The organism is Nocardia mexicana NBRC 108244 (assembly GCF_001613165.1).
In the GTDB taxonomy this organism is placed as follows: domain Bacteria; phylum Actinomycetota; class Actinomycetes; order Mycobacteriales; family Mycobacteriaceae; genus Nocardia; species Nocardia mexicana.
Genome location: NZ_BDBV01000079.1, coordinates 1 through 23,276 on the forward strand (window position 1 = coordinate 1; position 23,276 = coordinate 23,276).

The window sequence follows — 23,276 nt, forward strand, 5'->3', positions numbered from 1 at the left end:
CCCGCCCGGCGGCACCACCGACCTCGTCGAGCGCGACGTGCAGCCACAGGTCGTCATCAGCTTCGACCTGCCCGCCTGAGCACCCACCGTCATTCCGGATGCTTTGGCCGGAATCCACTGCGGCAGGGCATAGATCCCGGTCGAAAGCGTGCCGGGATGGCGGTGGTGGGTCGGCCGGGATGACGGTGGTTGGTCTGCCGGGATGGCGGCGGTGAGTTGTGTCGTGATGGCGGCGGGGAGCGACGGGTTACAGGTCGCTCAGGAGGGCGGCTGGGTTGTCTGTGAGCGAGGTCGTGCCGATCGTCCAGAAGTCTTGTCCCGGTGGGGCTTCCAAGGCCAGTTGGGTGGGAGTGCGCCAGGGGGCTTCCAGGCGTAGGCGCCAGGAGTGCAGGTGCGTGCGCGAGCGGGAGTCGGACTTGTCGAACAGCGGGTCGCCCGCGATGGCGTGGCCGATCCACGCCAGGTGCACGCGGATCTGGTGGCGCCGACCGGTGATCGGCCGGACCGCCAGCACCGTGCAGTCCTCGGTGCGCAGCAGGGTGGTGAATTCGGTGCGCGACGGATAATTCTTGCCCGCCAACAGATCTCGCTCCTCGACGTGCCACAGGTCGCCGTCGCGGACGATGCTCTCGCGGGGTGCGGCGATGCGCACCCGGTTCTTGCGGCCGATACCGAGCGGCAGCTCGATGACGCCGTGCTCGGGCAGCCCGGTCGACGCGGTGATCGCCAGATAGGTCTTGTCCACCGTTCGCTTGTTGAACTGCCGGGTGAGCTGCCCGTGCGCGGCGAGATCCTTGGCCAGCAGCACCAGGCCCGAGGTCACCTTGTCGATGCGGTGCACCGGGTACAACCGTTCGTCGTGCTCGGCCGCGAGCTCCACGATGTCGGTGTCGTGCCGCTCGCCGGTCACCGAGATCCCGGCGGGCTTGTTCAGCGCGAGGATTGCCTCGTCCTCGGTGATCAGGCACCGGTTGCGGAGTTCGGGCCAGTCGGCCTGCACCATCGATCCCTTTCGTCCGGCATGTACTTCCCAGACAGTACGACCCGGCGTCGGGGCGGTTCCGGCTCGGTGCCGGTACGGTGATGAACGCCTTCTAAACATTCGACAAAGGGCCGTTAAATTATGTACCGTCAAATGGCGTCATATAGCTAGGTCACCGCGGACCGATTGCGCCTCGGCCGGGTGTGCCACTCGATCTCCAGCCGAAGGTGAGGAAGAAAGAATGTTGAGGAAGTTCGCCGCCACGTCGGCGCTGTTGACCGCTGCCCTGGGGATCACCGCCGGTGCCGTCCACGCCGCGCCCGCGGCGGACGGGCCCGCGGTGAACAGTGGCGTGGTGAACTACACCGCATCGGTCGACGGCGCCTCGACCGTCATCCGGACCGACTCGGGTTCGATGGTCGACGAGAACGGGATCTTCAAGATCAAAGCGGCCGACGGCGCCACCGTAGCCGGCAGCGAACTCGGTTTCCGCGTAGACGATTTCGTCTTTCCGATCGCCGCGGAGATCACCGATCACACCGCGAGGCTGACGCCGGTGTTCGATCTGGAGCACGCGGTCTACCGGCCCGTCGCCCTGCCCTTCGAGAACGAGGCGCCGTGGAAGACGCCCTACGACCGGGAGGTCGACGCGTTCACCCGCCTGAAGGACACGGTCGCCACCGGCGCCACCATCGGCACCGTGGTGGGTGGTCTCGGCGGCGCCGCCGTCGGCTGCGTGCTCGGCGGCATCGCCGGCGCGACGGTCGCGGCCGCCACCATCGTCGGGCTGTTCGGCCCGTTCATTCCGGCCGCCGCGGTCGGCTGCCTCGGCGGCATTCTCGCGATCGGCGCGCTGGGCACCGTGGCCGGGCAACTGTTCGTCACGGCGCCGGTCGCCATCGCCGCACTCGCCCAGTACTTCACCACGATCAACGAGCCGTTCAAACCCGCGAAGTAGCGGCGCCACCGGCGGCGAAGCTGTGAGATTCCTGAGAGAGAGAGTAATCACAGTTTAGGTGGGGCGGCCGCGCGCGGATCGCTGTCTCCGGCGTGGGACGCACGAGTTGAAATGGGGTTGTTCGGGTCGAGCCCGGCGCAGCGAGAGGACCGGCGCGAGCACGGCCTGGAAGCCCGGCGGGGCAATGCTCCCGGTGGTCGCCGATGCCGGGTTTCGGCCAGGTCGTGCGCCGGTTGGCTGACCTTCGCCGCGATGCGGCCGGTACCGCGGGGGCAACCGCCGAGGGTGTCGCCGCACCGTGTCGGCGACATCCGATCCACGTCGTCTCCGCGGCTGCGCCGCAGTGGCCGCTCGCTTGCCGAAAACGTTGCTGTCGCTAATCATCTGGGCGGTCGTTCAACATGAGGCCGTTGACAAGGTTAGGTAGGGCTAACTTAAGCTCACGCCCCGTGACCTCGACAGACTCGACCAGTGCCGTGCGGTGGTGGCTCCGCGTGCCGGTGCTGGCCCTCGGGTTTGCCGCACTACTGCTGTGCGTGGTGCTCAGTCTCGCGATCGGCGCCCGCTCGGTACCGGTGCCGACCGTGGTCGAGGCCCTGCTGGGCCTGGGCGATGGGCGGGACGCGCTGGTGGTCACGGGTCTGCGGTGGCCCCGGACCGTGATCGGCCTGGTGATCGGCGCGGCGCTCGGCCTCGCCGGTGCGGTGGTTCAGGGAATTACCCGCAATCCGCTTGCCGCGCCGACGACCCTGGGTATCAACGCCGGTGCCGGGCTCGCCGTGGTGGTCGCGATCTTCGCACTGCGGCTGACCCATCCCGTGCAATTCGTGGGCTTCGCCTTCGCCGGTGCGGCCGGGGCGGCCGCGTTCACCCTCGCGCTGGGACGGCGGGCGGGCGACCTCGATCCGGTCCGGCTGGTTCTCGGCGGCACCGTGCTGCAGCTGTTGCTCGTCTCGTGGACGTCGGCGGTACTGCTGTTCAGCGAACGCACCTTGGACGAGGCGCGGTTCTGGCTGGCCGGATCGATCGCCGGGCGCGGCCTCGACGCGCTGACGCCGATGCTGCCGACGCTGATACTCGGCGCGGTCGTCGGCCTCGCGATCGGACCGGCGCTGAATGCGCTGGCCCTGGGTGACGAGGCCGCGACCGCGCTCGGTATGCCCGTCGCGCGCATCCGCTTCGCCGGAATGGCGGCGGTGGTGCTGCTGGCCGGGTCGGCCGTGGCCGTCGCGGGGCCCATCTCGTTCATCGGATTGGCGGCGCCGCATCTGGTCCGCCTGCTGGTCGGGGGCGATCATCGGCTGCTGATTCCCGGATGCCTGATCGCCGGTCCGGTGTTGCTGCTGTCGGCCGATATCGCGGGACGGCTCGTGGCGCGGCCGTCCGAGGTCGAGGTCGGCATCATCACCGCCTTCCTCGGTGCGCCACTGCTGGTCGTGCTGGCGCGGCGCGGAGCGGGCCGATGAATACCGCTCTAGGGTCACGAAAGATACTGTCCGGCAAGGACATTACGCAGAGCGTCGACGATCGTCGACGTCGGAACGCGATCCTGCTCGGGGCGGGATTCGTGCTCGCGGCGACGGCGCTCGCGGCCGTGGCGCTGTCGGTCGGCGAGATGGCGGTGCCGGTCGGCGCCGCCCTGCGGGCCGCGGTCGGTTTCGGCGATTCCGGAACCGTGTACGTCGTCCAGCAGTTCCGGGCGCCGCGGATGGTGGCCGGTGTGATCGCGGGTGCGGGCCTGGCCGTCGCCGGGGCCGTGCTGCAGCGGCTGTTCCGAAATCCGCTGGCCTCACCGGATGTCATGGGTGTCACCGGCGGTGCGTCCCTCGGGGCGGTGCTGGTGCTCGCCCTCGGCGCGGGGCAGCGGCTGATTCCGTTCGCGGCACTCGGCGGCGGATTGTTCGCCGGGGTGCTGCTCGCGATGCTGGGCCGCCGGGCGGGTCTTCCGGTCACCCGGCTGGTGCTCGTGGGCCTGGCCGTGCAGGCCGGGCTGGCCGCCACCGTGAACCTGCTCGTGGTGCGGTTTCCCCGCGAACTGGCCTCCTCGGCGATGCAGTGGACCACCGGCTCGCTCTACGGCCGGACCTGGCCGGAGGTGCAGATCGCCGCGGTCGGCAGCGTGCTCGTGCTGGCGCTGGTGTTCGCGCAGTACCGCACGCTGGCGGCGCTGGATCTGGGCGACGAATCGGCCGGTGCGCTGGGTATTCCGGCGTCGTCGGCGCGAATTCGCCTGTTGCTGAGCGCAGTTGCGCTGGCATCGCTGGCGGCCGCGCTCGCCGGGCCGATCGCGTTCGTCGCCCTGGCGGTACCGCACCTGGTGCGATTGCTGACCGGTCCGCCGACCGCGCTCGGCTTGATCGTCACCGGGCTGGCCGGTGCGGCATTGCTGCTCGGATGCGATCTCGTCGCGGCGCATGTGCTGCCGACGAGCGTGCCGGTCGGCGTCATGACGGCCACGATCGGCTCACCCTGGCTGCTCGTGTTGATGCTGCGGGAGAGCGGCCCGGCCCATCGGAGGAGCGCATGAGTATTCGGGAACGCGGCGGGCTCGACGCGGAACAGGCGGGCGCCGATGTCCTGGCGGCACAGGGGCTGGTGCTGAACTACGGCGAGCGATCCGTGATCGGCGGCATGGATCTCGAGCTGCCGGGCGGCGCGGTGACCGCCATCGTCGGACCCAATGCCTGCGGTAAATCCACACTGCTGCGCGGGTTTTCGCGGTTGCTGCGCCCCACCGGCGGTACGGTCACACTGGACGGCGCGGATATCCACCGGATGTCGGCGCGCACGCTCGCCTGCCGGCTCGGCCTGCTGCCGCAGCAGCCGATCACGCCCGAGGCGATCACCGTCGAGGCGCTGGTGCGGTTGGGCAGATACCCGCATCAGCGGCTGTTGCGCCCCTGGTCGGCCGGTGACCAGCAGGCCGTGCTCGACGCGCTGCACCGCACCGGGACCTCGGAGCTGCGGGGCCAACAGGTCGACCGGCTCTCCGGCGGTCAGCGCCAACGGGTTTGGATCGCCCTGGCGCTCGCGCAGGACACCGATCTGCTGTTGCTCGACGAGCCCACCACCTTCCTCGATCTGCGCCATCAGCTCGAGGTACTCGACCTGATCGCGGATCTGCATGCGACCGCGGGCCGGACCGTCGTGATGGTGCTGCACGATCTCGGGCAGGCCGCGCGGTACGCCGACCACCTGGTGGTCCTGGACTCCGGTGCGGTGGCGGCGGCCGGTGCACCGGCGGAGGTGCTCGACGCCGAGCTGGTGCGCACCGTTTTCGGCGTCGACTGCCGGGTGATCCCCGACCCGGAAACCGGTACGCCGCTGGTGATTCCGCGCAGCCGGGCCGCGCGACATACCGCCGCACCGGCATCCGCCGAAGGATCCTGACCCACCGTCACCGTCCGAAGCGGGCGGCCGAACACAGCTATCCGGAAGTGAGGACCACCCATGTCCACCAGGCGTTCACCTATGCGCGGATACCACCGGCTCATCGCCGCGCTGGCCGCGGCCCTGCTCGGCATCTCCGGGCTGGCGGCGTGCGGAAATGACACTGCCACAACGGGTTCGGTGTTGTCCGCCGCGGACCCGGCGAGCTTTCCCCGCACCCTGGACACCCCGATGGGGCAGGTGACGATCCCGCGGCCGCCCGCCCGGGTGGTGGTGCTCGACACCGGCGAGCTCGACTCCGCCACCCTGCTGGGTGTCACTCCGGTCGGAGCCGTGGTGCCGCACACCAAGACTCGCGGCGGCTTCCCGGACTACCTGGCGGGCAAGGTCGACGGCGTGGTGGATGTCGGCCCGATGCAGGAGCCGAATCTGGAGCGGATCGCCTCGCTGCGTCCCGATCTGATCCTGTCGTCGAAGATCCGGCACGAGCGGATCTACGACAAGCTGTCCGGCATCGCGCCGACCGTTTTCACCGAAAATACCGGTGGCCCTTGGAAAGCCAATCTGGCGGCGCACGCGAAGGCGCTGGGCCTCGATCGCCAGGCCGCCGACGCGTTGCAGCGCTACGAGCAGCGCGCGGCCGCCGTCGGCGCGGCGATCGCGGCGAAGAACGGCGGCGGCCTGCCGACCGTCTCGGTGGTGCGCTTCCTGGCCGGGCCGACGCGGCTGTACATGAGCAACTCGTTCAGCGGGGTCGTGCTGCAGGACATCGGGCTGCCGCGACCGGCGACGCAGCAATCCACCGACCCCAAGAAGATCATGCGGGAGGTCAGCCCGGAGCAGGTCGACCAGGCCGACGCCGATGCCGTCTTCGTGGCCACCATCGATGATCCGGGCAAGACCGAGAAGGCCGGGTTCACCAGCGGCCCACTCTGGCGCGATCTGCGAGCGGTCAAGGGCGGCAAGGTGTTCGAGGTGCCGGACGAGACCTGGATGTCGGGTATCGGGGTGCAGGCCGCCGATCGCATGCTCGACGACGTGGCCGCCGCATTCGGGGTGACACCGCCCGCCAAGTAGCGGGCACGGCCGCCTATCAGGCGTAATGCTCCCGCTGTTGAATGAACCGCTACATGACGGTACATTACTTTGCGACATGATTTGTCTCACAGTTAGGCCTGGTCATGAGCTCAGCGCGGCGACCTGTGGAGCTGTCGGCGCTGGCGGACGCGCTGCATGCCGAAGACGCCGGGTATCGGAGATCGCTGCGGACGCGACAGCTGCAGATGATCGCGATCGGCGGGGTGATCGGGACCGGCCTGTTTCTGGGAGCGGGCGGGCGCCTGGCGGGCGCCGGGCCCGGCCTGTTCCTGGTGTACGGCGTGTGCGGGGTGTTCATCTTCTTCATCCTGCGGGCACTCGGCGAACTCGTGCTGCATCGGCCGTCCGCCGGGTCGTTCGTCTCCTATGCGCGTGAGTTCTACGGGGAGAAGCTGGCTTTCGCGGTCGGGTGGACGTACTTCTTCCACTGGTGCATGACGGGGATCGTCGACATCACCGCCATCGCAACGTACTTCCGGTACTGGAATCCGGTCACCGTTGTCCCGCACTGGCTTCTCGCACTGATCGCTCTGATCGTGGTGGTGTGCACGAACCTGGTCTCGGTGCGATGGTTCGGGGAACTTGAGTTCTGGGTTGCCTTGATCAAAGTCGTTGCGCTCAGCGGGTTTCTGATTATCGGCACCGTATTCCTCGCGGGCCGCTTCACGATTCGTGGCAACGACACCGGAGTTGGGGTGATCGCCGAGCACGGCGGCCTGTTCCCGACCGGTGCCCTGCCGCTGGTAACGGCGACAACGGGCGTCGTATTCGCCTATGCCGCAGTGGAACTGATCGGCATTGCCGCCGGTGAGACGAAGGAACCGGAGAAGATCATGCCGCGCGCGATCAACTCCGTCATCGCCAGAATCGCGCTGTTCTATGTCGGTTCCCTGATCTTGCTCGGACTGCTGTTGCCCTACACGGCATTTCGACCGGGGGAAAGCCCGTTCGTGACATTCTTTGCGGGCCTCGGTGTTCCGGCGGCCGGATCGATAATGAACGTGATCGTCCTGACCGCGGCCTTCTCCAGTCTGAACGCGGGCCTGTACTCGACCGGGAGAATTCTGCGGTCGATGTCGATGAACGGCAGCGCCCCCGGCGTCGCCTCGCGGATGTCGGCCGGCGGGGTGCCCTACGTCGGCATCCTCGCCACCGGTGCGATCGCGCTGATCGGGGTCGCCCTCAATGCGGTGGTTCCGGATCAGGCGTTCGAAATAGTCTTGAACGTGGCGGCACTCGGGACCATCGTGTCGTGGGCCGTGGTGCTGCTGTGCCAGCTGCGGCTGTGGTACCGGTGGCGCCAGGGCATCGCGTTCCGCCCGAAGTTCCGGCTGCCCGGGACGCCGTACACGGGCGTGGCGGCCCTGGTCTTCCTCGCGAGCGTGGTCGTCCTGATGGCATGCAGCGGCACCTGGGTCCAGCGCGCCGCCGTCGTCGGGTTCATTCTGGTCGTGGTTCCGGTCCTGATCGTCGGCTGGTTCCTCACGCGCCGAAAAGTGATGCGCATAGCCGAGATTCGCCACGGCCACGCCGGGCAGTTCCCGGTCCTGGCCGAACGCCCGTGGCCCGGCCGCCCGGCCGAACCGACCGTGATCATCGAGCAGCCGCGCACCCGGTTCCCCGGGGACGAGCACCTCCGCGGGCCTATGCGGTAGCGATCTCCAGCTCCTTCAGCGCGGTGTCCAGGTGGTCGATCATCCGGGACAGGTGTGGGACCGTGCGGCGGCAGCCGACGAGGCCGAAGTCCAGGGTGTCGGCGGTGTTGGTGACGGTGATGTTCACGGCCTGGCCGTCGAGCGGGATGGACAGCGGGTAGTTGCTGTCGAGCCGGGCGCCCTGCAGATACACCGGTTTGCGCGGGCCGGGAACGTTGGAGATCACCAGGTTGAACGGGACCCGCGGCAGTGCCTGGAATCCCGGCACCAGGGTCATGCCGAGCGGCGACATCAGCAGTGCGGACAGCGCGATCGCCTCCAGCTGCGGCAGCTGCTGGAAAACCTGCTTGGAACGCCGCATCGAGGTGCTGATGGCCTGTAGCCGCTGCGCCGGGTCATCGATATCGGTACCCAGACTGCACAGCAGCGCCGCGACCATGTTGCCGTCGGATTCTCCCTCGGCCGGGCGGCGCACGTTCACCGGCACCATCGCGGTCAACGACTTGTCCGGCAGCGCATCGTGATCCAGGAGGTAGCCGCGCAGCGCCGCCGCCGACATCGCGAGCACGACGTCGTTGACCGTGGTGCCGGTCGCGCGTCGGACGGCGTGAATCCGTTCCAGCGGCCAGGACCCCACCGCGACACTGCGCGCGCCGCCGATCGGCACGTTGAACATCGTCGGTGGCGCCGACAGCGGCAGCTCGAGCCGCCCTTCGGTCAGGGCGCGCAGTGCCGAGGCCGAGGCGCCGACCCCGGTTGCTATGCGCGGCAGCGCCTTTCGTAGCTGATCCCACGGGCTGTCGGACGCCTCCGGATCGGTCTCGCGTTCCGGGCGGTCGAGCGTCCACGGCACCCGCAGCCGGGTGTCGTACGGGTCGTCGGTCAGGGTGCGCTGCATGAGCCGCAGCGCCGACACCCCGTCCATGAGTGCGTGATGGACCTTGATGTAGAGCGCGAACCTCCCCCCGGCGACGCCCTCGATCAACCTGCCCTCCCACAGCGGCCGGTGCCGGTCGAGCAGCGACGAGTGCAGCCGGCCGGTCAGGTCGAGCAGTTCGGTGGTGCCGCCGGGCGCGGGCAGGGCGCAGCGGCGCAGGTGGTAGCCGAGATCGATATCGTCGGCGTGCGACCAGACCACGCTGGAGAAGCCGCCGAGGATGCGGCGCTGACGGCGCCGGAACCGGGGCTGTACCTCGGTCGCCGCCCTCGCCTCGGCGTACATCGAACGGACGAAGTCGGCCGGGGCGTCGGCGGGCGGTTCGAACAGCTGCAGACCGCCCACGTGCATCGGATGCTCGCGCGATTCGGTCGCCAGGAAGATTGCGTCGATAGGGTTGAGAAGATCCATCGGTTCCGCCTATACCGGGTGGGCCGGAGGCCGTACGGGTACGGTCAGGCGTCGTTGCCACCGTGGGATTGAATGCGTATTACCTTATCACCGAATGTATTTGGTGTTGTCGCAAGCGACGAAGACGGTGCCGGACCGGGCAATCGCGGAAGCGGCGCCCCGGCCGTTCCACCGGCCGTAAGGCGCGCTTCATCTTCATCGGCTACCCGAAGACGGCGTTCTCAATCTGTCAGGCGGGCTGGAGATTCCCGATCGAGTCGGCTCACAGGCAGGTGTCGTCGAGATCGAGCGTGGTGCGGTCGAGCGAGTCGAGCAACTCGAACAGCGGTGTGGTGCGGGGTAGTTCCCAGCGGAAGAAGTACCGGGTCGCCGCGCGCTTGCCGTCGTAGAACGATCCGCTGCGGCCGTGCGCGGCGACGGCCTGCTCCAGCCAGATCCAGGCCAGCACCACGTGCCCGAACGCCTCCAGGTACGCCGCTGAATTCGCCAGCGCCACATCGGGATTCATATCCTTCCAGAGCAGCCCGGTGGTGGCGGCGACGCGACCGGCCGCCTGCTGCAGCGCATCGGCGTAGTCGCCCAGGTCGCCGTCGGCGGTGGCCCGGGCCGCCGCCACCGTGCCGCCGATGGTTTCGAGCAGCAGCGTCAGCGCGGCGCCGCTGTCGGCGGTGACCGCGCGCCCGAGCAGGTCCAGGCTCTGAATGCCGTGCGTGCCTTCGTGAATCGGATTGAGACGGTTGTCGCGGTAGTGCTGTTCGACGTCGTAGTCCCGGGTGTAGCCGGCGCCGCCGTGCACCTGGATGGCCAGATCGTTGGCGGCCAGGCACCACTGGCTGGGCCAGCTCTTGGCGACCGGGGTCAGCACGCGCAGCAGGGTGGAGGCGCGCTGCTGGTCGGCATCCGTGGTGGCGCTGCGCTGTTCGTCGATCAGCGTGCTGCAGTACAGCTGCAGCGCGAGCGCGCCCTCGGCGTAGGACTTCTGCGCGAGCAGCATGCGCCGGACATCGGGGTGCCGCACGATCGGAACCTGCGGGGTGGCCTGACCCTTGCTCGCGACCGGGCGGCCCTGCGGCCGCCCGCGGGCGTAGTCGAGCGATTTCAGGTACCCGGTGTAGCCGAGGGCGGTCGCGGACAGGCCGACACCCAGCCGGGCCTCGTTCATCATGTGGAACATGTAGGCGAGGCCGCGATGGGGCTCACCGACGAGATAGCCGACAGCGCCGGGCTGTCCGCCGGGGGTGTAGGCGCCGTCGCCGAAAACCGGTGCGGTGTTGACCGTTCCGCGCCAGCCCATCTTGTGGTTGATCCCGGCCAGCACGATGTCGTTGTGCTCGCCCGCCGAACCGTCTTCGGCGGGAAGGTACTTCGGGACGATGAACAGCGAGATGCCGCGGGTGCCCGCCGGTGCCTCGGGGATTCGCGCCAGCACCAGGTGGACGATGTTCTCCGACAGTTCGTGCTCGGCGCCGGAGATCCACATCTTGCGGCCGAACAACCGGTAGCCGCCGTCGTCCTGCGGAACCGCCCGGGTGGTGATGTCGGCCAGGCTGGAACCCGCCTGCGGCTCCGACAGCGCCATGGTGCCGAAGTAGCGCCCGGCCAGCATCGGCCGCACGAAGCGATCGATCTGCTCCGCGGAGGCGTGCGCGGCGAGCAGGTTCGCATTGCCCATGGTCAGCATGGCGTAGCTGGTGGTGGCGACATTGGCGGCGTAGAACCATGCCATGCAGGCGGTGAGCACGGTGTGCGGCAACTGCATTCCGCCCACCCGCTCGTCCATCGCCGCACCGACGAGCCCGGCCTCGTTGAACGCGTCCAGCGCCTGCTTCACCGCGGGCAGCAGGTGCACCTTCTCGCCGTCGAAGGTGGGTTCGTGCAGGTCGCCGTCGCGGTTGTGCGGCGCGAAGTACTTCGCCGCGAGCTCGCTGCTCAGCTGCAGCAGCTGGTCGAAGGTCTCCCGGGAATGCTCCCGGTAGCGCTCTCGGGCGGTCAGCCCGGTCACGTCCAGCCACTCGTAGAGGAGGAACTCGATATCACGGGCGGACATGATCAGCGAATCCATGACACCCACCCTTGTGGGTCGGTGCACGTCCGCGCAAGCCCCGCGTGCGGCGGCCGTTCCTAGTCGGTGCGGGTCCGCGCCTCTACGGCCAGCGGCGCGACGAAGCGCTCCAGCATCACCCGCTCCTCGTGCTCGTCCCGGCCCGGCACCGCGAGCAGCGACACGATGATTCGGGTCAGCCAGCCCGCGAGCACCGAATCCTGCTGTCCGGAACGGTCTTCCGAGGCGAACAGCGAGCCCGCGATCGCCGTGATCACCTCGGAGGTCGCCGCGATCTCGCCGGTGAGACCCGCATCGCCGGGCCGGAACCACGCGATCAGCAGTGGATCCGCGCGCACCAGGCGCAGCGCCTCCCGGACCCCCGCGACGAGGCGTTCGCCCGGGTCGTCGATCTCGCCGATCGCCCGCAGCACCGCGGTCCCGATCCGCCGCGCCTCGCGATGCACGAAGGCCAGCCGGACCGCCTGCCTGCTGTCGAAGTACCGGTACAGCGTGGCCCGCGAGCACCCGGCGGCCTTGGCGATATCGGCCATTCCGGACGCGGCCACGCCGCGCTCGGCGAACAGGCGGGCCGCGGCGTCGAGAATGCGCTCGGCCGGGTCGGCTCCCCGCCCGCTCATGCCGCCGCCCGGAAGGGGACGCTGACCGGCCAGCGCACGTAGTTGCCGTCGGTGTAGCGCACCGCGTCGAGGTCGACGGTGAAGTCGGGGCAGCGGGCGAGCAGTTCCCGCAGGGCGATGGTGGCCTGCATCCGCGCGGCGGCCGCGCCGAGGCAGTGGTGGTTGCCGTTGCCGAAGGTGAGGATGTTCCTGGGGCGTCGCGTCACATCGAGTTCGCCTGCGTCGGAACCGTATTCGCGCTCGTCGCGGTTGGCCGAGGCGTACAGCAGCAGCACGCGGCGACCCTCGGGAATGGTGACGCCCTCGATCTCGACATCGCGGGTGGTGGTGCGCGCCAGGCCCTGCACCGGCGAGGTGAGCCGCAGGAATTCGTCGACGGCCCCGGCTATCAGGTCGGGATCGTCGAGCAGCCGCCGCCGCTCGTGTGGGTACTCGGTCAGCAATTGCACTGCGCCGCCGAGGTTTCCGGTGGTCGTGTCGTTGCCGCCGGTGATCATGGTGAAGGCGAAGCCGAGGACCTGCAGGACGCCGCCGACATCGCCGTCCTCGGCCAGGCCCGAGGCCAGCAGGTGTGAGACGGTATCGTCGCCCGGCGCCGCGCGGCGGCGTTCGATCAGCCCGGCGAAGTACTGCGTCAGCTCCCCGACCGCGGCCTGCGCCTGCAGGACGCCGCCGGTGGCCGAGGCCGCCACGATGGCCTCGCTCCATTCGTCGAACTTCGACCTGTCCTCTTCCGGCACACCGAGATAGTGGGCCACCACCATCGTCGGCAGCGGCTTGAACACCTCGGCGGAGATATCGCCGCCGCCGTTCGCGCGCAGTCGTTCGATGCGCTCGACGACGAATTCCCGGACGGCCGGGCTGATCTCCTGCACCTGGCGTGGCGTGAAGCCCTTGGCGACCCGCCGCCGGAACTGGGTGTGATCCGGTGGGTCGGTGAATACGAACGGCCGGTTCTCGCCGAGGCCGATCTCGGTCAGGTTGTTGTAGTCGACGGTCAAACCCTGTGCGGAGGAGAAGGTTTCGGGGTCGCGCACCGCCTCGTACACGTCGGTGTAGCGGGCCAGCACGTAGTAGTCCTCGTGCTCGCGACCCTCGGGGACCACGTGGTGGACGGGGTCGTGCTCGCGCAGTGCGGCATACATCGTCCAGGGGTCGCGCCAGGTTTCGCCCGAGCGGAGTTGGAACCGAGCCGCATGAGACATATCGCCATGCATGTCTCGAAGATAAGACAAATCCTCGAAAGTGTCTAGAACCTGTTTCAGGATGTTCGGATCGGCTCGGTGGGTGGCTGGTCCCGCAGCTGCTCGGCCGCGCGGTCGAGCAGCGTGTGCACCGTCTCCTCGGTGACCTCGTCGAAGTGCCGGTACCACTGGCCGAGGGTGTGGAACAGCGCGGGCGTCTCCAGGCAGATCACGTTGTCCGCGCAGCTCGACAGCGCCCGGATCGGACGGCAGGAACCGACCGGGACCGCGAAGACCACCCGTGCGGCACCCCGCGCCCGCGCCCCCTCGCACGCCGCCCGCGCGGCGTTACCGGTCGTGACTCCGTCGTCGACGAGGATCACGGTGCGGCCGGCGACGGGCATCGGCAGGTGGCCACGCCGTAGGCGAGCGCTGTTGCGCAGCACCATTTCTCGCGCTTGGCGCTCCACCCGCGCCCGCTCCGGCGCGGTGATGAACGCGCGCACCACCAGGTCGTCGTCCACCACGCGCGCACCGGATTCGGCGACGGCGCCGAAGACCAGCCGCGGCCGGCCGGGCACCTCGAGCTTGCACACCACCGCGACGTCCAATGGCACGCGCAGCGCCGTGGAGACCTCGAACGCGACCGGTACACCGCCGCACGACAACCCGAGTACGACGGTGTCCGGACCGCGAAATGCGCGCAGGCGTTCGACGAGCCGTCGCCCGGCTTCGCGGCGGTCCAGGAAGGGCATCGCTCTCACCCTGACAGTTCGTAAAAGAGGATCGAGCCGCAGCAGTGGGCTCGGAAGACAGCTCGGTACTCTACGCCGGATCCGGCCTCCTGCGGGCCGAAATGGTCGCGATCTCCTTGCCTTTCGATATCGGTTTCGGCGCGGTCGCAGGTGACGGCCCCGAGGGCGGGGCATCGGGCCGCGATCGAGCAGCGAATCGGATTCCGCTCCCGTACGATCGCGTTCGAGACTCCGGCGCGACCGCCGGGCACGCCGAGAGATATTCGCGCTGCCTCTCTCCGTGCCGGACGAACGCCCGGTGCCTCGCGTGACAAGGATGAGGGGGAGGGAGCTTGGGACTTCGCCTACCGGCGACGGTCCGCAACGGCGCGGAATGGTTGCGGCGCTTCGCCGCAACGACGCCCGGTGCGATAGTCGCGATCGCTCTCGCAGCCGTACTGCTGTGCTTGGTCACCGGCCTGGTGAGCGCAAACGAGTTGAGCGGCAAGACCGCTCGGCGCGATGCGGCCCTGCAGCGCTCGGAACCGCTGGCCGATGCCGCGCAGCGGCTGTACGTGGCGCTGTCCGCGGCCGACGCCTCGGCGGCCACCGCGTTCCTGTCCGGCGGTATCGAATCACCGCAGATCCGCGGGCAGTACCAGCAGGCGCTGGCCGATGCGGCCGACGCGCTCGCGACGGCGACCGCGGGAGCGAGCGACGCCCAGACCCGGGAGGTGGCCGCGCGCATCGCGGCCGACCTGCCCGCATACACCGGCCTGGTGGAGTCCGCGCGGGCCAACAACCGGCAGGGTTTCCCGGTCGGCTCGGCCTATCTGCGCGAGGCGTCGGGCCTGATGCAGAACTCCCTGCTGCCGAGCGCCGCGAAACTCACCGACCAGCGGCACGCCGCGCTGCGGGCCGATCAGCGTGCCATCACCGGGCTGCCGTGGTGGTCGCTGACGCTGCTGGTCCTCACCATCGCCGGCGCCGTCTTCGTGTCCCGGATTCTGTTGCGGCGCACCAATCGCCGCTACAACCTCGGCGTGGTGGCCGGTGCGGGCGCGGCCGTGCTGGGCCTGCTGTGGATCCTGATCGCCACCGTCGTCTCGCACGGCTCGGTGGACACCGGTTCGAGCGGCCCGACGGCGCGCAGCGAAAATCTGGCGCAGGCGCGGATTCTCGCGCAGCAGGCCCGCACGGACGAGACCCTGGAGCTGATCACTCGCGGCGACACCAAGGAAACCGAGGAGGCCTTCAAGGCCAAGACGGCGCGGCTGCGCGACGAGCTGACGAGCGTCGCCGCTCCGAATTCCCCCATGCAGCAGCAATTCTCGCAATGGTCGGCCGGTCACGAGCGACAACTCGAGTATTACAACGCGGCCAACTACCCGGCCGCGGTCGCGCAGGCCATCGGCACCGGGCCCGAGTCGTCGGCCCTGCGCTTCGCCGAGCTGGACGGCTCCCTGCGCGCCGGGCTGGACGGGTCCAGGGTGCAACTGCGCCAACAGATCGACTCCGCCGGAGACGCCTGGATCGGCGCTGCCGTGGGCATCCTGGCGCTGATGGTGATCGCGGCCGCCGGGGCGGTCGCCGGGCTCTGGCCGCGTTTGAAGGAGTTCCTGTGAGTGCGCTGCCGAACTCGCCCCGGCGAGCACTGCGGGCGGTACTGTCCGTCGCCGCGGTGGCGATGCTGGCCGGTTGCGGCGCGGATGCGGCCGTGCCCCGCTCCGATCCGGTGCCCCCGGTGAACCCGTTGCCGCCCAAGGCCCGCGAGATCACGAACCCGACGGCCCCCGACAGCGGGTGCGATGCGGAGGCCAGCCTGCGGCCGGGTCCGCGATCCGGTGCGCTGCCGCCGGATTCGGCGCTGGCGCGAATCATGGCCAAGGGGCGGGTGACCGTCGGCGTGGACCAGAACACCTATCTGTTCGGATTCCGCAATCCGGCCACCGGGCAGCTGGAAGGCTTCGATATCGACCTGGCCCGCGAGATCGCGCGCGAGCTGTTCGGCGATGCGAACCGCATCGAGCTGCGCTCGCTGTCGACCGCGGAGCGGGTGCCAGCCCTGCAGCACAAGCAGGTGGATCTCGTCGCGCGCACCTTCTCCGTAACCTGCGAGCGGCGCCGTGACGTCGACTTCTCCAGCGTCTACTACCGTGCGGCGCAACGGATTCTGGCGCCGCGCACCTCGGGCATCCGCGGGCTGTCCGACCTGAGCGGCAAACGGGTGTGCGTGACCTTCGGCTCCAACTCCTCCCGGCCGCTGTTCACGCTGCCGACCCGGCCGACGGTGCTGGGCGTCGACAACTGGACCGATTGCCTGGTGGCGCTGCAGCAGGGCCAGGTGGACGCGATCAGCACCGACGAGTCGATCCTGATCGGGCTGGCCGAGCAGGATCGCAACCTCCAGGTGGTCGGCGACGGCCTGGGTTTCGAGAACTACGCCGTCGGTGTGCCCAAGGGCGAGGCGGATCTGGTCCGGTTCGTCAACGGTGTCCTGGACCGCCTGCGGGCGGACGGGACCTGGGAGCGGCTCTACGCCATGCACCTCGATGCGCTCGGCCCCTCCCCGGGAGCCCCGGCTCCCCGCTACACGGGGTAGGCGAGCCCGATGCGAGTGCTGACCGTCGCCGAGATCGACAGCGAATTAGCCCGGCGGGGCCGCGAAGTCGAGGCCATCACCGCGACCCTGCTGGAGTTGGACAAACACCCCGGCCTCACCCTGCTGCGCGGCTACCCGCCCAGCGGCGCGACCGCGACCCGATGGGAATCGGTGCGGCAGCAGCTGGATCTGATGTGGCAGGACTACGCGCGGCTGCAGGCGATCCTGGATCAGGCGCGGACCATCCGGTCCCGGCGTCAGCGCCCGGGCGACGCGGACCGCGCCGAACTCACCCGGCTGCTGCGTGATCGGCCGCACGAGATCTCGCGGACCGCGATTCCCCTCGCGCAGCGCTCGCTGACCGGGCCCAGCGAGGAGGTGCTGTTCGTCGGCGTCGCCGACACCGTGGAACGCATGCGCACCCACTTCCCGGTGATCGCGGAGTTCCTCGACGCCGTCGATGCCGTCAACACCCGCGTGCTGAGCGGGCTGGCGCCGGTGCAGGCCCAGCTGGACGGATTGGGCAGTGCCACCGCGGAATTGCGCGCCATCGCGGCGGGCGTGGCCGATCTGCTGCGCCGGTCGGCCACCGATCCGCTGGCCCTCACCCCCGGCGATATCGATTCCCGCGTAACGGAACTGAGCGGCCGCGTGCGGCGGGAGTCCGAGGCACTGGCGGAAGTGCGGGCCCTGAGCGCGGATTGGCCCGCCGCCGTCGACGAGACGCGCGCCCGCATCGATGCGCTGCGGGCCGCCGGAGAGCGGGCGGCCGATGCCCGCGCGGAGGCCGAGACCAAGATCGTGACCGCGCCGCTGCCGGTGCACGCCGACGATTCGGCCACGCTGCGCGCCGAATTGGCCGCGCTGTCGAGCGCCTGCGCCGATCCGGCGGGCCCGGACAGCCCCTTGACCTCGGCGGTGGCGCTGCTCGAACTGCGGCGGCGCATCGACGCGGCGGCGGCGACCGCGGCCGCCGACGAACAGCTGGCGCGGGGCCTGCTGGACCGCCGCATCGAACTGCGCGGCCGCCTCGCCGCCTACCAGTCCAAGGCCGCGCGGCTGGGCGTCAGCGAGGATCCGGAGGTGCTCTCGTCGCACCGGATCGCGAGCGGGCTGCTCTCGCGCCGGCCCTGTGACCTGGCGGCCGTCACGCGGGCCGTCACGGACTTTCAGCAGGTGATCGCGGAAAAATCGGGGAGGCGGGGATGAAGTGTACCGAAACGGGCTGTGGCGGAACGATTGTCGAGGGGTACTGCGATACATGCGGGACCGCGCCCCCGGCGGCGGAACCCGCGGGTACGGCATCGGGCCGAGGCGTGCTGTGCGGTGAATCCGGCTGTGGGGGAACGCTTGTCGACGGGTACTGCGATACATGCGGTACCGCTCCGCCGCCCGGGACGGACACCGCGCCCGGTATCGAGCGGGGGACCCGGGCGGCCACCGGGACCACGCGCACCAGCAGATCGGTGCGCACCCGGTCCAGTTCCGGGCGCTCCCGCCGACTCGGCGCGGGCATGGTGGAAATGCCGCGGGTGCAACCCGTCGATCCGTCCACCGCGGTGCTCGCCGATCCGCAGGTTCCGGAGAACAAGCGTTTCTGCGGCAGGTGCGATCGCCCGGTGGGCCGGTCCCGCGAGGGCAGTCCCGGTCGCGCCGAGGGCTTCTGCCCGCACTGCGGCACCAAGTTCTCGTTCTCGCCGAAGCTCACCCCGGGCGAGCTGGTCGGCGGTCAGTACGAGGTCCTGGGCGCCCTGGCGCACGGCGGCCTGGGCTGGATCTACCTCGCTGTCGACCACGCGGTCAACCGCCGCCCGATCGTGCTCAAGGGCCTGCTGAACGCCGCCGACCCCGATGCGGAGGCGGCGGCGGAGGCCGAGCGCCGATTCCTGGCCGAGGTCGATCACCCGAATATCGTGAAGATCCACAACTTCGCCGAACAGGTCGGCGACGACGGGGCGACGGTCGGGTACATCGTGATGGAGTACGTCGGCGGCACCTCGCTCAAACAGCTGCTGCGCCGCCGCCGCGAGAGCGACGGCTCGTATCTGCCTCCGGCACAGGCGATCGCCTACATCCTGGAGATGCTCCCGGCGCTGGGCTACCTGCACGCCCGCGGGCGTGCCTACTGTGATTTCAAGCCGGACAACGTGATGCAGACCGAGGAGCAGCTCAAGCTCATCGATCTGGGCGCGGTCATCGCGATGGACGACGAGCACAGCGCCATCTACGGCACGATCGGCTACCAGGCCCCCGAGATCGCCGAGACCGGTCCGACCGTGGCGACCGAGGTGTACACCGTCGGCCGCACGCTCGCGGTGCTGATCATGAAGGTGCCGCAGCGCGACGGGTTCTTCGCCGAACTGCCCGGCCCCGACACCGAACCCCTGCTGGCCGAACACGATTCGCTGTATCGGTTGCTGCTGCGCGCCACCGAGCCCGACCCGGAGGCGCGCTTCGCCTCCACCGAGGAGATGGCCGACCAGCTGACCGGCGTGCTGCGCGAGGTCCTGGCCGCCGCCGACGGGGTGCCGCGGCCGGGCCTGTCGGTGAACTTCGGCCCGCCGCGCGGCGTATTCGGCTACGGCATCGATACCGCACCCGAGGTGCGCGAGATCGTTGCGGCACTGCCGGTTCCGCTGGTCGACCCCACCGACACCGGCGCCGGGCTGCTGGCGACCACGGCGGGGGTCACGGTCGCCGATCTGGAGCCGGCGCTCGCCGCCGGGCTGCGGTCGGTCGTCACCGGCAAGGCGGATTCGGTCGAGATTCCGCTGCGGTTGCTCCGCGCCGCCGTGGAGGGCGGCGATGCGGGGGATGCGCAGCGCCGCATCGATGAGCTGGAGGGCACCCTCGGCGACGACTGGCGGCTGACGTGGTACCGCGGCATGACCGAGCTGCTGCGCGCCGATTTCCCCGCCGCCGCAGCGGAATTCGAATCGGTGTATCAGGCGCTGCCGGGCGAGTCGGCGCCCAAACTGGCGCTGGCCGCGGCCGCGGAACTGGCCCGCTCCGCCGACGGCGCCGAGCAGGCGGCCGAAACCGCCCGCGCCATGCGGTATTACGAGACGGTCTGGCGGACCGATCGCGGATTCGTCGCCGCCGCCTTCGGCCTGGCCCGGCTGTGCCGCGCCACGGGCGACCGGGATCGCGCCGTCACCGTGCTCGACGAGGTCGACCCCGCCTCGGCGTTGTATACCGAGGCTCGCATCGCCGCCGTGCACACGCTGCTCACCGGCCGCGATCCGGCCGACCTCACCGAAGCGCTGCTGCGCGACTGCGGCAGCCGGACCGAAGGGATCGTCATCGAATCGAAAAGCCGTGCGGCCCTGGTGCGCATGCGGGTGCTCGAGCCCGCGCTGCAGTGGCTGTCCGCCGGACACACTGCCGAAGGATCCGATCCGCTCCTGGGGCACGGGCTGGACCCGGCCGGGGTGCGCGCGGGATTGGACCGCTGTTTCCGCGACCTCGCCCACGAGACCGACGATATGTGGGCGCGGTTCGAACTGGTCGACCGCGCCAACGCGATCCGTCCGAGGTCGGTGCTGTGAAGCGGCCGACGCCAGCACGCGCTCAGGGCGGGAACAGGGGGAGTTGTGGGTGAACTGGCAACCGGGCTGCACTGCCCCGGATGCGGGCAGCGCATCGGGGCGGCCGACAGGTTCTGCGAGGAATGCGGCCGCGAACTGGCCGTGTACCGGGCCGCGCTGCCCGACCTCACGATCGATCCCGCGGCCGCCTGTGATCAGTGCGGCGGAACGGATTTCGACGACGATCGCTACTGCGCGAGCTGTGGCGCACGGCACCGGCCGCCCGATCGCGCCGAGGCCGACCTGGGCGTGGTGCAGCTGATCACCGATCGCGGAATAGCGCACGCGCGCAACGAGGACGCGGTCGCGGCCGCGGTCCTCGACGACGCGTCCGGCCCCACGATCGTGATCGCTGTGTGCGACGGCGTATCGACCTCGGACGACCCGCAGGTGGCGTCGGGCACGGCCGCCCGCACGGGGGTGGATGCGTGCCTGGCCGCCCTCGCCGCGGATCGCACCGCGGCCGAGGCCGTGATCGACGGCCTGGTGGCGGCGTTCGAGGCGGTGCGCGGGGTGTCGATCGCCGACGGCCACGCGCCCTCGTGCACCTATGTCTCGGCGGTGCTGCGGGCCTGCGGCGACGGGGAATTCGAGATCACCGTGACGAATGTCGGTGACAGCAGGGCGTATTGGCTGCGCGGCGACGGGCCCGGCGACAGCGTGGCCTCGCGGCGGCTGACCGCCGACGACTCCTACGCGCAATTGCTGGTCGACGCCGGCGGCATGGACGAGCAGACCGCGATGCGGGATCCGCGGGCGCATGCCCTGATGCGCTGGCTCGGCGCCGATTCCGAGCACGTCCCCGCCGACACGGCCGTGCACTCGCTGCGCGTACGCGGGCCGGGTGCGCTGCTGCTGTGCAGCGACGGGCTGTGGAACTACCTGCCCGACCCCACCGGACTGGCCGTGGTCGCGACCGCCTCGGCGCCGCTGCGGTCCGCCCGAGATCTGGTCGAGGTCGCGCTGCACGGCGGGGGCAGCGACAACATCACGGTGGCGCTCGCGGCGATACCCGCCGCGGCATCGATACCTGCAGGGGGTGCGCAATGAGTTCGCAAGCAGACGGTTCGGCGGCGGGCGGCGACATCTCGGTCGTCGTCGACCAGAACCCGTACCTCGCCGAGGGAGGCGACACGCTGCACGCCATCGTCACGGTGGCGACCGGTGCCGACTTCGCGGTGTCGGCCCCGCCCTCGGAACGCGTCGAGATCATCATCATCGACTGCTCGGGGTCCATGGGGGCCGGTGACCGGTTCGACGGCGCGCGGCGTGCCACCCTGGCCGCGCTCGACGAGATGCCCGACGGCACGCTGTTCGCGATCGTGCAGGGCACCCACGAGGGTGAGGTGGTGTATCCGCGACGCGGACCGCTGCGGGCCGCCGACCGCGGGTCACGATCGGACGCGCGGCGCGAGCTGGACAAGCTCCGGCCCTACGGCGGCACCGCGATGGGCACCTGGCTCGGGGTCGCCCGGCAGGTGGCGATGCAGCATCCGAAGGCACAGGTGCACGTCATCCTGCTGACCGACGGCAAGAACGAGCACGAGTCGGAGGAGCAGCTGCAATCCGAGATCGCGCAGTCGCAGGGGCATTTCACCTGTGACATCCGCGGTGTCGGAAAGGATTATCTCGTCAAGGAACTGCGCGCCATCGAGTCCGGAATGCTCGGCACGCTGGATGTGGTGCGGTCCGGTGACGAGCTGACCGCCGACTTCCGGACGATGATGCGGGGATCGATGGCGAAGGTGGTTCCGGATCTGGCGCTGCGGGTCTGGACGCCGGTCGGCGCCCGGGTGCAGTTCGTCAAGCAGGTGGCCCCGGCGCTCCAGGACCTGACCGACCGTCGCACCGAGACCGGATCGCAGGTCGGGGAGTATCCGCTCGGTTCCTGGGCGGCGGAGGAACGCGATTATCACGTTCAGGTCCGGGTCGCGCCCGCCGCGCCGGGCCGGGAGAAGCTGGCCGCCCGGATCAGCGTTGTCGCGGGCGACGAAGTGGTCGGGCAGGGGTTGGTGAAGGCGGTGTGGACCACCGACACCGAGCTGTCCACGCGGATCAATCGCCGCGTCGCCCACTACACCGGCCAGGCCGAGCTGGCCGAGGCGGTGCAGGAGGGGCTGGCCGCCCGCCGGGAGGGTGACGACGCGACCGCGACCGCGAAGCTGCAGCGGGCGGTGCAGCTCGCCGAGGAGTCCGGAAACGAGGGCACCGCAAAGCTTTTGCGCAATGTCGTGGAGGTCGACGACCGCACCGGCACCGTGCGCCTGCGCCGCGGTGTCGACGAATTCGACGAGCGCGCCCTCGATGCTCGATCCACGAAGACGGCCCGGGTGCGCAAGGAGGAGTCATGACGGCCACCTGTCCCGAGGGCCATGCCTCCGCGGCCACCGACTACTGCGATGTGTGCGGCAGCTCCATCGGCGAGGCCCCGCCCGCGGTGGAGCAGCCGACCCGATGCCCGGCCTGCGACGCGCCGATCTCGGGCAGGTTCTGCGAGGCGTGCGGTCACGATTCGGCGCTGCCCATGTCGTCGGGGCGGGTGGTGGAGGCGCTCGGTGCCTCGGCCGACGATCGGTCGGAAGTAGCGGAAGCTGTTGCCCGGCAGTCGGTATGGGTCGCGACCGTCGTCGCCGACCGGGATCTCTACGAGCGGATGCTGACCCGCAAGGGGCCCGATGCCGACCGCGTCGAGTTTCCCGACTACTACCGGGAACGGCGAATCGTGCTGCACGGCAATGATTTTCTGATCGGCAAGCGCAGCGTGTCGCAGGGGCTGCTCCCGGAGATCGACCTCGGTATCGCCCCGGTGGACATCGGAGTCTCCCGCTCCCACGCCCGCCTGCACCTCGACGACGGCGGCCTCACCGTCACCGATCTCGGGTCGACCAACGGCACCAGCCTCAACGGCAGCGACGACCTGATTCCCCCGAAGACGCCGGTGCCGCTGCGCAGCGGCGACCGCATCCACGTCGGCGGCTGGACCACCATCACCGTCACCAGCGAACCCGCCTGAGTTCGGTTGTCCGGCGTAGCCGCCGTCCGCCCGCGCACGGCCG

General features: G+C 70.0%; 19 protein-coding genes. 13 read left to right on the forward strand and 6 right to left on the reverse strand.

The annotated features are described in order from the left end of the window. Window positions 1–247: 247 nt before the first annotated feature. The gene (locus NM1_RS29135) at window positions 248–1,003 is read right to left on the reverse strand and encodes an RluA family pseudouridine synthase (protein WP_068026956.1); all 756 of its coding nucleotides are present in this window, start codon (window positions 1,001–1,003) and stop codon (window positions 248–250) included. A 220-nt stretch (window positions 1,004–1,223) separates the two neighbouring features. Here NM1_RS29135 and NM1_RS29140 point away from each other — a divergent pair, with 220 nt between their 5' ends. From NM1_RS29140 to NM1_RS29165, 6 genes are all read left to right on the forward strand, one after another. Next, complete coding sequence (locus NM1_RS29140; RefSeq protein ID WP_068026958.1) at window positions 1,224–1,940, forward strand: DUF8020 domain-containing protein; 717 nt, start codon at window positions 1,224–1,226, stop codon at window positions 1,938–1,940. A 449-nt stretch (window positions 1,941–2,389) separates the two neighbouring features. Beyond that, complete coding sequence (locus tag NM1_RS29145; RefSeq protein WP_246011690.1) at window positions 2,390–3,406, forward strand: FecCD family ABC transporter permease; 1,017 nt, start codon at window positions 2,390–2,392, stop codon at window positions 3,404–3,406. Beyond that, window positions 3,403–4,467 carry a FecCD family ABC transporter permease gene (locus tag NM1_RS29150; RefSeq protein ID WP_084520154.1) on the forward strand — a complete coding sequence of 355 codons (1,065 nt, stop codon included), beginning with the start codon at window positions 3,403–3,405 and terminating at the stop codon, window positions 4,465–4,467. The genes NM1_RS29145 and NM1_RS29150 overlap by 4 nt, the downstream gene beginning before the upstream one ends. Further along, complete coding sequence (locus NM1_RS29155; RefSeq protein WP_068026963.1) at window positions 4,464–5,330, forward strand: ABC transporter ATP-binding protein; 867 nt, start codon at window positions 4,464–4,466, stop codon at window positions 5,328–5,330. Before NM1_RS29150 ends, NM1_RS29155 begins: the two co-directional genes overlap by 4 nt. Window positions 5,331–5,390: 60 nt before the next feature. Next, window positions 5,391–6,407, forward strand: coding sequence for an ABC transporter substrate-binding protein (locus NM1_RS29160; RefSeq protein WP_068026966.1), 1,017 nt, complete (start codon window positions 5,391–5,393; stop codon window positions 6,405–6,407). 104 nt (window positions 6,408–6,511) lie between these two features. Continuing rightward, window positions 6,512–8,083, forward strand: a complete 1,572-nt coding sequence (locus tag NM1_RS29165) for an amino acid permease (RefSeq protein ID WP_068026970.1) — start codon at window positions 6,512–6,514, stop codon at window positions 8,081–8,083. Here the strand turns inward: NM1_RS29165 and NM1_RS29170 are convergent. From NM1_RS29170 to NM1_RS29190, 5 genes are all read right to left on the reverse strand, one after another. After that, complete coding sequence (locus NM1_RS29170; protein WP_068026974.1) at window positions 8,073–9,431, reverse strand: WS/DGAT/MGAT family O-acyltransferase; 1,359 nt, start codon at window positions 9,429–9,431, stop codon at window positions 8,073–8,075. The genes NM1_RS29165 and NM1_RS29170 overlap by 11 nt on opposite strands. 262 nt (window positions 9,432–9,693) lie before the next feature. Next, a complete protein-coding gene (locus NM1_RS29175) occupies window positions 9,694–11,493 on the reverse strand; it encodes an acyl-CoA dehydrogenase (protein WP_068026976.1) in 1,800 nt (599 codons plus the stop codon). A 59-nt stretch (window positions 11,494–11,552) separates the two neighbouring features. Continuing rightward, window positions 11,553–12,113, reverse strand: a complete 561-nt coding sequence (locus tag NM1_RS29180) for a TetR/AcrR family transcriptional regulator (protein WP_068026978.1) — start codon at window positions 12,111–12,113, stop codon at window positions 11,553–11,555. After that, a complete protein-coding gene (locus tag NM1_RS29185) occupies window positions 12,110–13,330 on the reverse strand; it encodes a cytochrome P450 (RefSeq protein WP_068026983.1) in 1,221 nt (406 codons plus the stop codon). Before NM1_RS29185 ends, NM1_RS29180 begins: the two co-directional genes overlap by 4 nt. Window positions 13,331–13,374: 44 nt before the next feature. Beyond that, on the reverse strand, window positions 13,375–14,052 hold the full coding sequence (locus NM1_RS29190) for a phosphoribosyltransferase (protein ID WP_068026986.1): 678 nt from the start codon (window positions 14,050–14,052) through the stop codon (window positions 13,375–13,377). Between the two features lie 332 nt (window positions 14,053–14,384). On the opposite strand from NM1_RS29190, the gene NM1_RS29200 reads away from it, so the two are divergent. The 7 genes from NM1_RS29200 (at window position 14,385) to NM1_RS29230 (ending at window position 23,233) form a co-directional block, all read left to right on the forward strand. Continuing rightward, entirely contained in the window at window positions 14,385–15,656 is a 1,272-nt protein-coding gene (locus tag NM1_RS29200; RefSeq protein ID WP_246011689.1) for a GlnX family signal transduction membrane protein, read from the forward strand. Window positions 15,657–15,718: 62 nt separating this feature from the next. Continuing rightward, the gene (locus NM1_RS29205) at window positions 15,719–16,633 is read left to right on the forward strand and encodes a glutamate ABC transporter substrate-binding protein (protein WP_084520164.1); all 915 of its coding nucleotides are present in this window, start codon (window positions 15,719–15,721) and stop codon (window positions 16,631–16,633) included. 9 nt (window positions 16,634–16,642) lie between these two features. After that, window positions 16,643–17,842 carry a hypothetical protein gene (locus tag NM1_RS29210; RefSeq protein WP_068026998.1) on the forward strand — a complete coding sequence of 400 codons (1,200 nt, stop codon included), beginning with the start codon at window positions 16,643–16,645 and terminating at the stop codon, window positions 17,840–17,842. Between the two features lie 257 nt (window positions 17,843–18,099). Next, window positions 18,100–20,181: a serine/threonine-protein kinase gene (locus NM1_RS29215; RefSeq protein ID WP_246011688.1), complete on the forward strand. Its 2,082-nt coding sequence runs from the start codon at window positions 18,100–18,102 to the stop codon at window positions 20,179–20,181. Window positions 20,182–20,226: 45 nt separating this feature from the next. After that, window positions 20,227–21,270, forward strand: a complete 1,044-nt coding sequence (locus NM1_RS29220; protein ID WP_084520156.1) for a PP2C family protein-serine/threonine phosphatase — start codon at window positions 20,227–20,229, stop codon at window positions 21,268–21,270. Then, window positions 21,267–22,571, forward strand: a complete 1,305-nt coding sequence (locus NM1_RS29225) for a vWA domain-containing protein (RefSeq protein WP_068027004.1) — start codon at window positions 21,267–21,269, stop codon at window positions 22,569–22,571. The genes NM1_RS29220 and NM1_RS29225 overlap by 4 nt, the downstream gene beginning before the upstream one ends. Continuing rightward, complete coding sequence (locus tag NM1_RS29230) at window positions 22,568–23,233, forward strand: double zinc ribbon and FHA domain-containing protein (RefSeq protein ID WP_068027007.1); 666 nt, start codon at window positions 22,568–22,570, stop codon at window positions 23,231–23,233. The genes NM1_RS29225 and NM1_RS29230 overlap by 4 nt, the downstream gene beginning before the upstream one ends. The last annotated feature ends 43 nt before the right edge of the window (window positions 23,234–23,276 follow it).

Bases quoted from the DNA above. Each gene is read 5' to 3' on its own strand.
- NM1_RS29170 (WP_068026974.1), bottom strand. From the start codon at position 9,431: ATGGATCTTCTCAACCCTATCGACGCAATCTTCCTGGCGACCGAATCG.
- NM1_RS29175 (WP_068026976.1), bottom strand. From the start codon at position 11,493: ATGGATTCGCTGATCATGTCCGCCCGTGATATCGAGTTCCTCCTCTAC.
- NM1_RS29205 (WP_084520164.1), top strand. From the start codon at position 15,719: ATGCTGGCCGGTTGCGGCGCGGATGCGGCCGTGCCCCGCTCCGATCCG.
- NM1_RS29140 (WP_068026958.1), top strand. From the start codon at position 1,224: ATGTTGAGGAAGTTCGCCGCCACGTCGGCGCTGTTGACCGCTGCCCTG.
- NM1_RS29160 (WP_068026966.1), top strand. From the start codon at position 5,391: ATGTCCACCAGGCGTTCACCTATGCGCGGATACCACCGGCTCATCGCC.
- NM1_RS29210 (WP_068026998.1), top strand. From the start codon at position 16,643: ATGCGAGTGCTGACCGTCGCCGAGATCGACAGCGAATTAGCCCGGCGG.
- NM1_RS29230 (WP_068027007.1), top strand. From the start codon at position 22,568: ATGACGGCCACCTGTCCCGAGGGCCATGCCTCCGCGGCCACCGACTAC.
- NM1_RS29155 (WP_068026963.1), top strand. From the start codon at position 4,464: ATGAGTATTCGGGAACGCGGCGGGCTCGACGCGGAACAGGCGGGCGCC.
- NM1_RS29225 (WP_068027004.1), top strand. From the start codon at position 21,267: ATGAGTTCGCAAGCAGACGGTTCGGCGGCGGGCGGCGACATCTCGGTC.
- NM1_RS29190 (WP_068026986.1), bottom strand. From the start codon at position 14,052: ATGCCCTTCCTGGACCGCCGCGAAGCCGGGCGACGGCTCGTCGAACGC.
- NM1_RS29135 (WP_068026956.1), bottom strand. From the start codon at position 1,003: ATGGTGCAGGCCGACTGGCCCGAACTCCGCAACCGGTGCCTGATCACC.
- NM1_RS29180 (WP_068026978.1), bottom strand. From the start codon at position 12,113: ATGAGCGGGCGGGGAGCCGACCCGGCCGAGCGCATTCTCGACGCCGCG.
- NM1_RS29150 (WP_084520154.1), top strand. From the start codon at position 3,403: ATGAATACCGCTCTAGGGTCACGAAAGATACTGTCCGGCAAGGACATT.
- NM1_RS29165 (WP_068026970.1), top strand. From the start codon at position 6,512: ATGAGCTCAGCGCGGCGACCTGTGGAGCTGTCGGCGCTGGCGGACGCG.
- NM1_RS29185 (WP_068026983.1), bottom strand. From the start codon at position 13,330: ATGCATGGCGATATGTCTCATGCGGCTCGGTTCCAACTCCGCTCGGGC.